Below are 8,106 nucleotides of genomic sequence, written 5' to 3' on the forward strand. Positions count from 1 at the left end.
TGTTGTGCCTTGCGGCTGAGCACGGCTCACACGCTTGACAATATCCGGTCTGTCTGGTTTTCGCGCCGGCTGCAGCCGGGCAGGACTAGGGTTTACATGCGAAGCGCGCTTGAACTGTGCCCGACAGTCAGGGCGCTCACCACCTGCGTAAGCTGTTGCCGGGTCGCTTCCGTCGGGCGCTGCGCCAGGCGTTCGTTCAAAAGCGCCCTGGCAAGCGTCAAGCGACCGGCGCGTTCAGCAGCAACGATCAATGTCTGATTGATAATGTCGCGCTGTGCATGACTGCCGCCAATGCGGGTTGCGTCGTAGCGCAGCGGTAAAAGCAGATCCACACAGCGATGGTAGCTGCCATCGGCGAAGGCGAGCACCGCTTCGATGATGTCGCGACCGATGCTGCGCGTGATGCGATGATTGTCGCCCATGCCTTCCCGGTCGTAGCGGTCGAGCGAGGCGCGAAGACGCATTGCATCGTCAGCGTCCGGGCTGCGTGCCGCGCAAAAGGCGATATGCAGGTCATTGAACACCAGAACATGCTCATCGACATGCGTCATCCATTGCCTGGAGATATCCCGCCAACGCTCCCCGACATTGCCGCCGGCAAGTTCGATGCGCCACAGAAGCGAGGCCGCATCGACGAGATCGAGAATGGCGTCACCGGCGATCGTCGGTTGAACGAATCTGTCATAGCTGGCCAGCACTTCGGCGAAGCGGCGCTGCTCGATCAGGTAAAGTGCCAGATGCCAGCCATTATGGGCGGCAAGCGCATGCGCCTTGCTCCATGCCGGCTGGGAATTGCGCAGGAAGCTTATGCCTTCCTCCTGGCGGCTTTCGGTCTCCAGCACATGGGCGATTGCGTGGACCGCCCATCCATCTTCCTCGTTGATCTCGATTGCCCGGTAAGCCGCCGTTTCCGCCTGGCGCAACTCGCCGCATTCTTCAAGGCCGAAGGCATATTGCCCAAGCACATAGCCATAGCCTGGATCGTTCTCGCTCCAATAGGGCAAGACCCGCGCGACAGAATCGCGGATCGTCTGCGAGGCACCCAGGTAGAAATAGGTGTCGTGACAGAAGCGCAGCGCAAGCGCATCGCGAGGATTGTCGAGCAGAATGTCTTCCCAGGTTGTCGTAGCCCGGATCATTTCACCGTCTGCCCACGCCTTTGCCGCCTCCAGATGTTGGAGCTCGCGCAGATTTGCCTCCCCAATCGCGCGCTGTGCGCCCTCAAGGGCCTCGACAACCATGGGATTTTCCCGGGTAAAACCGCTGAGCAGCAGAAGGGACGCAGACGCGCTGTAGCCGAGGGAGAATTTCGGATCCGCCTTGGCGGCATCCATCAGCAATGCAACCGGATCGCCCTTCCACGCATAATAATCGTTAACTGCAGTGTTCAGCGCATCGACGCTGTCGCTGCTTGCTGTAACACTGAGCCCATATACGTCTGTGGCCATTTGATCTTTCCCTTTATTTAATTATTTTATGCCGCAAGTCTGCATGTTTGCAGCGCTCGAACCGTAGCGGAAGTTCTCAAGCGCGGCGTTGCAATGGAGCTTTAGTGAAACTGAAAAAGCCAGCTAAGGGAAGCTGATGAACCCAATTGCGGTCACGCTGAGGGCCAGAAGCGTGATTGTGGCCATTTGATCTTTCCCTTTATTTAATTATTTTATGCCGCAAGTTTGCATGCTTGCAGCGCTCGAACCGTAGCGGAAGTTCTCAAGCGCGGCGTTGCAATGGAGCTTTAGTGAAACTGAAAAAGCCAGCTAAGGGAAGCTGATGAACCCAATTGCGGTCACGCTGAGGGCCAGAAGCGTGATGATGGAGAGGAGGCCGGCCGTCAGAATGCGTCCTCCGGCAGACATGATTGTCAGCAGATTGACCGAAAGCCCCAATGCCGCCATCGAGATAAGGTGGTGTTGCCCTCCACCGCGTTGATGTAGCCGGAAAGCACGGCATCGACATCGTCGAGCCCGACCAGGGATTCGACGCCATCGAGCACATTCCTGAGGTGATCGGGGCTGAACACGTCGCCGGTGAAGGCGCCGTAGCCGGTGTGGTTGGAGAACTGGACGGTGTTGATGGCGGTGACTTCCAGCCCCAGCCGCTGCAGCGGGAAAACCGCGCCACGATTGCCGACGTAGCCATAGGCGACGTGGCTCTGAATGGAGATGACATGGGTCATGAGACGGTCCTGCGGCGAAAGCAAAGGGCTTAGTGAAAGGGCTTAGTGAAAAGGCGTAATGAACGGACGTGCTGAAAGGACACAGTGTAATGCGACGGGGAAGGAACTTGCAGCGCCGGTCTTTGGTCGATACCTCGCTCGACGCCGTCGAGCGGCGGCGATATGCTCGCTCCAGCTTTTCCGTCATCCCGTTTATCTGTCTTCGTCAATGCATCGTGTTCAAGGATCGACTCTGCATGCTTTCCAGCGTCCCGCGCCCGTTCGTGCCCTCTCGCCGTGTTCTGCCGCTGCTGGCCTGCCTCTTCTTCGCCCTGCTGGTGGCCGGCTGTTCCAGCGGTCCGGTCATGACCACTTCCCCCAGCGGAAGTCCGGAGGCACGGGTCGAACAGACGGCGCGCAAGACCAACTGGGGCCATCTGCCGGGCTGGAGCCGGGATCAGCCGATGGCGGCATGGAGCGCGTTCCGGGAGAGCTGCACACGGCTCAAGCGTAAGGCGGCGTGGAAAGGCGTCTGCCACGATGCCCAGTCGGTCGACCCGCTCAATGCTCAGGCGATCCAGAACTTCTTCGAGAGCCGCTTCACGCCCTACCGCGTGACCAACAGCGACGGCAGCGCCACCGGCCTGATCACCGGCTACTACGAGCCGATTCTGCGCGGCTCCCGCGTGCGCGGCGGGCCGTACCAGACGCCGCTCTACCAGTATCCGAAGTACTGGAAGCGCCACACCCACGTCGGCCCGACCCGCGCCGAACTGATGCGCAGCGGCGATCTCGACGGTACCGAGCTGGTGTGGGTCGACGATCCGGTGGAAGCGGCCTATCTGCAGATTCAGGGCTCCGGCCGGGTGGAAATGACCGATGGCACCACCATGCGCGTCGCCTATGCCGGTACCAACAATCAGCCGTTCCAGTCCTTCGCCCGGCGCTTGATCGACCGCGGCGAGATCACGCCCGCCGAAGCCACGCTGCCCGGCGTGCGTGACTGGGCACGTCGGCATCCGGGCCAGGTCGAAGACATGCTCAACGTCAATCCGCGCATGGTGTTCTTCCGTGAATTGAAGGGCAGCGAAGCCCTGGCCGATACCAGCGGCCCGGTGGGCGCTCTCGGCGTGCCATTGACCTCGGAGCGCAGCATCGCGGTCGACCCGGACGAAATTCCCCTCGGCGCGCCGGTGTTTCTCTCCACCACGCAGCCGCTCTCCAACCAGCCGCTGCAGCGATTGATGGTGGCGCAGGATACCGGCAGCGCGGTGAAGGGCGCAGTGCGCGCGGACTTCTACTGGGGTCACGGCGACGCCGCCGGCGAAGCCGCCAGCCGAATGAAGCAGAAGGGCGAGATGTGGGTGCTGATGCCTAAATAATAGCCAACCGGCTGCGCTCGTCGCACACGGGCGTCTGGGGGCGTTCGAGGGTGTCAGGTCGGGGATTTCAGCTTGGTGAGAATGCCTTACGCACGCGTAGTGCCGCGATCACCTGAACGATGCCATAAAGCAGCACCACGATACCGATCCATAGCGCCGTGACGATCAGACCGCTGAGCGGGCTGGCCACCAAAAGAATACCCAGCAGCAGGGCCAGAATACCGCTGAGCACGGTCCAGCCCTCGCCGGGCGCGGTGAAACCCTGGCCGGGCACCGGGCGGCGAACGCGCAGCCCCATCATCAAGCGATAGACACCGGCGATGACCAGCCAGATCCCGACCAGCACCAGCAATGCGCTGGCCATCGAGAGCGGATCGAAAATGGCGATCAATCCGAACACAACCGAGAACCCGCCGTAGAAGATCAGCCAGCCCTTGCCCGGCCCCCGATAGGCCGTGGCCGTCGTGAACAGCGTTGTGACCCCTTCCGCCAGCGCCATGATACCCATGATCCAGGTCAGCGCAGCGACCGCCTTCAGGGGCTGGAATATCGCCAGCAGACCGAAGAGGATGGCAATGACGCCGAACGCCATCAGAATCCACCAGCTTCGCCCGATCAGGCTTCTCGAGATGTTGGTCATCAGGCACTCCCTGAGGTTGATGAACGGGTAACGATGAATGCAATACGAGGGGTATCGATGCATTGGAAACGATCGGCTGTGAGTAATCATAGACGCTGACAGTAAGGACTTCGATGAACGACATCACGACGCAACCGCCACTGGCCATCGTGACCGGGGCCACTGCCGGGCTAGGATTGGAAACCGCCAAGGGCCTGGCAGACGCCGGGTATCGCGTCATCGTCGCCGGGCGCAATCCCGAGAAGGGCAAGCTCGCCTACCACACGGTACGCGCCCATCGACCCGGCGCCGAGGTTCGCTTCGAGTTGCTCGATCTCGACAGCCTCGAATCGGTACGCCAGTTCGCCGCGCGCCTGCGCGGAAGCGAAACCGAGCTGCGCCTGCTGATCAACAACGCCGGCATCATGGCGCTGCCCCGGCGTGAGCGCACGGCGGACGGCTTCGAACGTCAGTTCGGCGTCAATTATCTCGGCCACTTTTTGCTCACCAGCCTACTGCTGCCAATGCTGGTTGCAGCGACGTCGTCGGATTCGAAGTCCGAGCCGCCACGCGTCGTCCAGCTCTCGAGCCTGGCGCACCGCAGCGGCAGGATCGCTTTCGACGATCTCGACGGCGGCAAGCACTACGATCCCTGGCACGCCTATCGCCAGTCCAAGCTCGCCATGCTGCTGTTCGCGCAGGCACTCCAGAAACAGAGCGATCAGCACGGCTGGGACATTCTCAGCGTCGCCGCGCATCCCGGGCTTTCCCGCACAGCCCTGTTCGATGCCGGCGTAAAAAGCCGCGCGCTGATCGGCCAGGCCTTCAAATTGGTGATGCCGCTGATCAGCCAATCCGCCGCCGAAGGCGCCAGGCCTACGCTTCACGCCGCGCTCGGGGACGATGTGCGCCCCGGTGACTACTTCGGCCCCGACGGCTTCAGCGAGACCCGTGGCGCACCCAAACGCGCCTTCCGCAGCAAGGCAGCCAGGGACCGGGCTGTGGAAGATCGGCTATGGGAAGTGTCGTGTAAGTTGACCGGCGCGGCGTGGTCGAGCGATTCGGAAAAGGTACCGCCGTCCGGCTAGCCGTGCCGAATGGCGTGAAGATCAATCGGCCGAGAAACCTTCCAGAACGATCTTGCCACGCGCACTGTTGCTCTCGATCAACGCATGAGCGTGACGCAGGTTGGCGGCATCGATGCCACCGAAATGCTGGCCCAGCGTCGTTTTCAGTCGCCGCTGATCGATGAGCGCACTGACCCGCTCGAGCAGCTGATTCTTGCAGATCATGTCCGGCGTTTCGAACAGCGGCCGGGCAAACATGAGTTTCCATTGCAGTGACAGGCACTTGCGCTTGAGCGGCATGCTCCAGGCCGCCACGCCTTCGGATCTGGGCCGCCACCCGATCCTGCAGGGGCTGACAGATTTCAGGACCTCTTACCCCGAGTTGAAATTGTGCCTGTTTCTCTCCGACCGCGTCGCCGATGTCTTTCGGTATCCTGTCGACGTCGCCATTCGTTATGGCCCGGAGATGTCTACGAAACCCGGGGCGATTCACTTTTCTCAGACGGGCATGCCTTAACGCCGGAACAGCCTCGACATCCAGCTTTTCTTCGTTTCAGTCTCTGGCCTGGCTGGATGGGTACTGGGGCCATTCGGACGCAGCAGGTCACCGGGGTAGTGCTCGTGCCCCAGGCAAAGGGCATCGTCCAGGCCGAAGGCCTTGACGGCCGCCACTGCCTCCAGGCACCAGCGCCCGAAGTAGCTGCCCATCTCCAGTGGATGCTTCTCGGGGTCACCGAAGATGTACCACCACAGTTCTTCGTTCCCCTTGCGTTTCAGTTCGGGATACCAGTGTGTGACGAAGTTACGTAACCGCTCCGTCTGTTGTTCCGGAGGCGCATCGATGGCGGCGAGTAGGTGCGCGTAGGGCTTGGGATGCAACAGCGTGGTGCCGATCCGCCTCTGCGGCTGACGGCTGGCGATTACCCGGTCGAGCAGTTCGTCCTCTCCCTCGCCGCCGATCATTGCCAGCAGGCGTTGCCACTGGTCATCGGGAACCTCAAGCGAGAGCGCCAGCCCCACCAGCCAGAAACAGAAGTTGTAATGGTTGAGACTCGACAGCTCGAAGACCCAGGCACGCGGATCCGAATGGCCACGCGCGTCCTCGGTCAATCGTGGACCGGAGAACACGCGACGATGATCCCACTTTTGCCCAGGCTCCAACTGCGCGTTAAGCTCATAGGCCAGTTTGTTCGATAACTCCCAGGCGTCGAGTAGGCCGGGAAAGTGCTGGCCTAACTCAAGGATATCGTCGCCACGAGAGTAGCGACGCAGAATAAACTCTAGATAGTAACTTTTAGCCAAATCCCATACAAACTGAGGTTCGTACTCAACGTTCTCGGGCACCTTCTTTAGTTCTGCTTCTTTCTTATCAATAGTTTTTTCGTCAAAAGCCACCCATCGATTCCAGAAATCCTCATCCCCCATTGGCGCTCTAATCATGCCCCACCCTCGATTTTTAATGCACTCAAAATTTTCGATGTATCGATCGCTTTAGGCTTACCGTTGGCATCCAATACTTGCACTTCCGTGGCACCATCCGGCCGCGTAGCAATCACCCAAGCTTCCGCCCTTTTATTTCGGAAAGCTCTTTCTACTTCCGGGACTAGGGATCTACCCAATGCTTTTTTCAGCCTATCAGATCCCATAATCCAGCTCTCGCTGCCCTGCCGGCCATCCTGTGTTCTGCCCAGGCCCGAAGCCCCCGTCTTGCTCTCGGTGCCCACGAACTTGTACTCGATCACCACATAGTCGACATCGGGGCGGTTCACCTGATAGAGATCGTCGAGGCCGTGCTCGCTGGCACTGTGCGCACGCGCAATCTTGCGGCCATCGGGAACGATCTGCTTCACCGTTTGTGGGCCGAATAGTTCCCCCATTTCTCCCTTCTGCGCCGTGGTCAACTGCTTCATATCGAGTAGCGGCTTACCATCCAGGCCGTGGAGTCCACCGCTCTTGAGCAGTGCTTGCTCCGCCAGGTCCTCAAGGACGACATCGAGCTGCTTGCCGACGGCCTTCGTCGTTTCGCTGGCGAGATCGGCACTCACTTTGCCGACTGTACCCGCAGCTCCTGCGCTGGTAACCGTTCCCACGAGGCGGGCTAGCAACAGGCCCCGCTGGGCCGCGGAGATGTCCAGACCATAGATTGCATCCAGCTTGTCGGAGAGATCGGCATTCAGCGCCACCGCCGAGCCCTCACCCAAGGCATGGCCAGTTTCGCGGAAACCTTGGCGCCCGCCGCCGCCGCGCCGGTCCTGAAGTCGCCGCCGGTGGCTTCGGCTGCCAGGCCGCCGGCCAGGGCGTGCAGGGCGATCTTGCCGCCCTCGCCGTCGGCCAGAAGCTCGGGGTAGCGCTCTCCCAGGTCGCCGACCTGGTTGAACAAGGTGGCTTTCAGGTAAGGCCCCGCAGGCTGACTGTTGGCGGTTTAGGAAGAGTAATGCAAATGCCACGCTGGCTGATGGGCTAGCGGGCCTTTCACTGTCTACTCGCTACGTAAGGTCCACCAGCGAATATTCAATTCAGGTTCTAGCTTGACCAGAGCTTCTGAGGTCACACCATGAATATCAAACACAACATGAACACCAGAGCCAAGAGCATCATTCTGAATCTTGATAGATCTAACCTTTTCCGAAGATAGCGTTACCACTTCCCTCCTACTACATCGCAATACAGCCTGAAATGAATCAGCAACAGCGCTAAATGAAATATCAACTTCCAGCTCCTCGGCTGGGGCCATTTTGACATAGCGGCAATAAGCCATACTGGGATCTTCTTCGAGGGGCTCCAAACCAAAATTCTCTAAGAAGTCATTAGTACTCGGAAAATTCATATCAACATCCTCAGTGAAATGGGATCACAGTACTTAGACGACGCGTCCCGTCTTCA

At 60.1% G+C, this 8,106-nt stretch carries 10 protein-coding genes; 2 read left to right on the forward strand and 8 right to left on the reverse strand.

What is annotated here, in order from left to right:
- Nucleotides 1-92: 92 nt before the first annotated feature.
- Complete coding sequence (locus BTW07_RS16880) at nucleotides 93-1,448, reverse strand: tetratricopeptide repeat protein (protein WP_075571348.1); 1,356 nt, start codon at nucleotides 1,446-1,448, stop codon at nucleotides 93-95.
- Nucleotides 1,449-1,861: 413 nt separating this feature from the next.
- Nucleotides 1,862-2,176, reverse strand: coding sequence for a carbohydrate kinase family protein (locus BTW07_RS16885; RefSeq protein WP_075571349.1), 315 nt, complete (start codon nucleotides 2,174-2,176; stop codon nucleotides 1,862-1,864).
- 236 nt (nucleotides 2,177-2,412) lie between these two features.
- On the opposite strand from BTW07_RS16885, the gene mltA reads away from it, so the two are divergent.
- On the forward strand, nucleotides 2,413-3,537 hold the full coding sequence (gene mltA / locus BTW07_RS16890) for a murein transglycosylase A (RefSeq protein WP_075571364.1): 1,125 nt from the start codon (nucleotides 2,413-2,415) through the stop codon (nucleotides 3,535-3,537).
- 67 nt (nucleotides 3,538-3,604) lie between these two features.
- On the opposite strand, the gene BTW07_RS16895 is transcribed toward mltA, so the two are convergent.
- On the reverse strand, nucleotides 3,605-4,177 hold the full coding sequence (locus BTW07_RS16895) for an HdeD family acid-resistance protein (protein ID WP_158025889.1): 573 nt from the start codon (nucleotides 4,175-4,177) through the stop codon (nucleotides 3,605-3,607).
- A gap of 113 nt (nucleotides 4,178-4,290) precedes the next feature.
- Here BTW07_RS16895 and BTW07_RS16900 point away from each other — a divergent pair, with 113 nt between their 5' ends.
- Complete coding sequence (locus BTW07_RS16900) at nucleotides 4,291-5,244, forward strand: oxidoreductase (RefSeq protein WP_075571350.1); 954 nt, start codon at nucleotides 4,291-4,293, stop codon at nucleotides 5,242-5,244.
- A gap of 21 nt (nucleotides 5,245-5,265) precedes the next feature.
- On the opposite strand, the gene BTW07_RS16905 is transcribed toward BTW07_RS16900, so the two are convergent.
- The 5 genes from BTW07_RS16905 to BTW07_RS16930 all read right to left on the reverse strand — a co-directional run bounded on the left by BTW07_RS16905 (nucleotide 5,266) and on the right by BTW07_RS16930 (nucleotide 8,050).
- Nucleotides 5,266-5,538: a zinc-binding dehydrogenase gene (locus BTW07_RS16905; RefSeq protein WP_244158427.1), complete on the reverse strand. Its 273-nt coding sequence runs from the start codon at nucleotides 5,536-5,538 to the stop codon at nucleotides 5,266-5,268.
- A 198-nt stretch (nucleotides 5,539-5,736) separates the two neighbouring features.
- Nucleotides 5,737-6,648, reverse strand: coding sequence for a PoNe immunity protein domain-containing protein (locus BTW07_RS16915; RefSeq protein ID WP_208605430.1), 912 nt, complete (start codon nucleotides 6,646-6,648; stop codon nucleotides 5,737-5,739).
- Nucleotides 6,649-6,659: 11 nt separating this feature from the next.
- Nucleotides 6,660-7,406, reverse strand: a complete 747-nt coding sequence (locus BTW07_RS16920) for a hypothetical protein (protein ID WP_075571353.1) — start codon at nucleotides 7,404-7,406, stop codon at nucleotides 6,660-6,662.
- The gene (locus tag BTW07_RS16925) at nucleotides 7,397-7,615 is read right to left on the reverse strand and encodes a DUF637 domain-containing protein (protein ID WP_083941997.1); all 219 of its coding nucleotides are present in this window, start codon (nucleotides 7,613-7,615) and stop codon (nucleotides 7,397-7,399) included. The genes BTW07_RS16920 and BTW07_RS16925 overlap by 10 nt, the downstream gene beginning before the upstream one ends.
- An 87-nt stretch (nucleotides 7,616-7,702) precedes the next feature.
- Entirely contained in the window at nucleotides 7,703-8,050 is a 348-nt protein-coding gene (locus tag BTW07_RS16930; protein WP_075571355.1) for a hypothetical protein, read from the reverse strand.
- Nucleotides 8,051-8,106 lie beyond the last annotated feature (56 nt).

It is taken from the genome of Salinicola socius (assembly GCF_001937195.1).
Lineage (GTDB): Bacteria > Pseudomonadota > Gammaproteobacteria > Pseudomonadales > Halomonadaceae > Salinicola > Salinicola socius.